Annotated in this window: 2 protein-coding genes and 2 pseudogenes; 1 reads left to right on the plus strand and 3 read right to left on the minus strand. The window is 67.6% G+C overall.

Going from position 1 to position 2,635, the window contains the following annotated elements:
* Window positions 1-311: 311 nt before the first annotated feature.
* Window positions 312-689: a peptidase inhibitor family I36 protein gene (locus IE277_RS46485; RefSeq protein WP_189960164.1), complete on the minus strand. Its 378-nt coding sequence runs from the start codon at window positions 687-689 to the stop codon at window positions 312-314.
* A gap of 380 nt (window positions 690-1,069) precedes the next feature.
* On the opposite strand from IE277_RS46485, the pseudogene IE277_RS49140 reads away from it, so the two are divergent.
* Window positions 1,070-1,267 (plus strand): annotated as a pseudogene (locus tag IE277_RS49140) (transposase); the annotation flags it as partial.
* A 40-nt stretch (window positions 1,268-1,307) separates the two neighbouring features.
* Here the strand turns inward: IE277_RS49140 and IE277_RS49145 are convergent.
* Together IE277_RS49145 and IE277_RS46495 are read right to left on the minus strand one after the other, a co-directional pair.
* Window positions 1,308-1,439, minus strand: a complete 132-nt coding sequence (locus IE277_RS49145; protein ID WP_268252748.1) for a hypothetical protein — start codon at window positions 1,437-1,439, stop codon at window positions 1,308-1,310.
* A 619-nt stretch (window positions 1,440-2,058) separates the two neighbouring features.
* Window positions 2,059-2,635: pseudogene (locus IE277_RS46495) on the minus strand (NF041680 family putative transposase); the annotation flags it as partial.

Below are 2,635 nucleotides of genomic sequence, written 5' to 3' on the forward strand. Positions count from 1 at the left end.
AGTTCAGAGAAGACCTCTGGGTTATGAGCCCAGCGAGCTACCGAGCTGCTCCACCCCGCGTCGGTACGGTGAACTGTACGGTATCGACCCCGGCCAAGCCGAATCGGCTTTCGCCTGACAGCAGGGCCGTCAACCATTTGGTGCGGGAATCCACGCGGCCCGAGGCGGCAATCCCTCACCCCGATTGGTGAGTGCTCGCAGAGACGCGGACCCTACAGCCGCGTAGGGTCCGCGATCCCATGCGCAAATCCCGGCTTCGATGCGCAGGTGCCCTGGATCCTAACTGCCCGGTGTCGATCTCCGTCAGCTGCCTACTGGGGCTTGAACGAACGGATCTGGTAGCTGCCCTGCAAGTTGCCGCCCGCTCCAGCGGGGGTGGACCCGACGCGGCCGTGGTAGTTGGTCTGGGTGTAGTACTGCACCCGGTGTCCGGTCCCGTTCCATAGGGAGCGCACCTTCTGTCCCCTCCGGATGAAGGCACAGTCGTCGGCGGTGTTGGCCTTGCTCCTCTGCGACCACTGGCAACGAGTTCCCCCACCGTTCCAGCCGCTGTAGATGCAGAAGTATCCGGGGGTGCAGCGGTAGGACGCACGGGCAGGTGCCGAGGAGGCCGCGGTCGCGGTGGGTACAGCGCCGAAAGCAGCGGCCAAAGCGACCGCGGCGACGGCGAACGAGCGAATACGACCCATGGTGAAGCCTCCACTACGAGATGGCGATGTCACGCGGCCAGACAGCCGGGCAGGCGCACCCGAGTCCCGCAACGCGCGACCGAGCTACCCGGCAGGGAAGCTACGCATGCGAACAGAAAAGGCGAACCACCTGTGTGAGTGAACTACCCGCACAGTCAGGGCATTTCTGTCCCTGCTTGAGGCAAGGGGTCGGTTCTCACTGATCGTGACCGACCGCGAACTCCAACGACCCCCGATTGCTCGCGCTGAGCTGACAGGACAAGTGCGCATCAAACCCGGATTGCGACATTTCCACAGGGGCCAGTGCGCATGGGTCTGCTGCACGATCGGGTGACATCTGAACTGGCTTGCCCTGTAGGGCGGGTGGGAAGGATGTCGCTGTGCCCAAGCTTTATCCGGAAGAGTTCCGCGAGGATGTCGTGCGGGTCGCGAGGAACCGCGGCCCGGGTGTCACGGTGGAGCAGGTGGCCACCGACTTCGGGGTCCACCCGATGACGTTGTGGAAGTGGATGCGCCGGGCGGATATCGACGAGGGGACCAAGCCCGGGGTGACCAGCCAGGAGAGTGCGGAACTGCGGGAAGCGCGTCGGCGGAAGCCGACCAACGTTCCTCACCGCCTCAGGAACCGGCCGCGTTCATCCGTACGCGGGTGGGGACGTTCAGGTGTACGCCGACACCGAGCACGCGCAGCACGTCGCCGCGCAGGTTGTTCGACGACCCCGCCGGGTTCTCCTCACGCTTCCCTGCCATCAGCTGCGCTCCCTCCCCGTCGTCTGGCGCGCGCGGCCACCTGCCGAGCGCCGGCCGCGCCCGGCCGCAGAGGGCATCCGGCCCCCGGACCCGATGATCTCCTCCTCCACGGACATCACTACAAAGTTCAGGAGGAGAGAAGAGGGTTGTGACAACGCGGCACGCGCCGCGATTTGCGTGGTGACCTGGGCTTTCTCCGTCCGGCTCGGGGTCGGGCACCAAAGTGGGTTCCACAGTGGCCTCCCGAGTGCGCACCGCAGGAGGCCGGAACGGCTTGCCCGGTGCTGGTCGGGCCCGTGGTCGGGGTGGGCGCGCCGGGCGCCTGCCGGGGGTCGGTGGGTGGTCATCGTGGTGGCTCCTTCGCTTCGGGCCACCCTTGGGTGGGCGGTGATCGAGGGAGCAGCGTGCAGGGGACCCCCTTGTCCGCGGTCTGACGGCCGCCGGTAGCGGGCGTGGTCAAGGGGAAACGCGGCGGTGGTCGGGGCGGTAGCAGAGGTGGACAAGGGGTGGTGGTCGGGTTCGTGGTCGGGCCGGTTACGCCGGACAAGGGGGCCGGGTTTGGCCCTTGCGGCCCCAATTCGTCGGGTTCGAGTTGGGGGGAGATTTCTCTGCTTGTCGTTTATCCAGTGCGGCGGGGTTTCGTGCCGACCTTGTGGTGAGCAGGTCGGCTGTATGCCTCGCCGGTCACGAGGACTCTGCCCACGTCATGACGGGTGGCTGTGCGACGGTTCTTCGAGCCGGGCGGTCGGCCGGGCCCGGGGCGGGACGGTTTCGGTGCACCAGCTGGAGAGCCGGTCTTCGCTCGCAGGTTCCTGAACCCTCGTCGGACGCGGGCGGGTGTCAGTCTGTTCGGCTCGGCCGGCTTCTCCCGGGGACGCCGTAGATCGGCGGCCAGCGGGCGGGCGAGCCGGAGCTGGGTGTATGCGGCGATCACCAGCCACGTCCACCGGTCTGCCGCCTCCGGGCTGCCGAGCCGGGGCCTGGTCCGTCCGAGTGTCTGCTTGAACAGGCGAAACATGTGCTCGATGTCGAAGCGTCGCAGGAAGGACTGCCAGCAGCGGTCGAGGTCCGTCGCGGTGGCGGCGGTGCCCGACCACCACAGCCAGGCGGGCTTGTTCACCCCGCCGCTGGGCAGCTTCTCCACGGCGAGGCGGATGACGGTGCCCTCGATGATGGGCAGCGGCCCTTCGTGGTCG

This window comes from Streptomyces alanosinicus (assembly GCF_014650595.1).
In the GTDB taxonomy this organism is placed as follows: Bacteria; Actinomycetota; Actinomycetes; order Streptomycetales; family Streptomycetaceae; genus Streptomyces; species Streptomyces alanosinicus.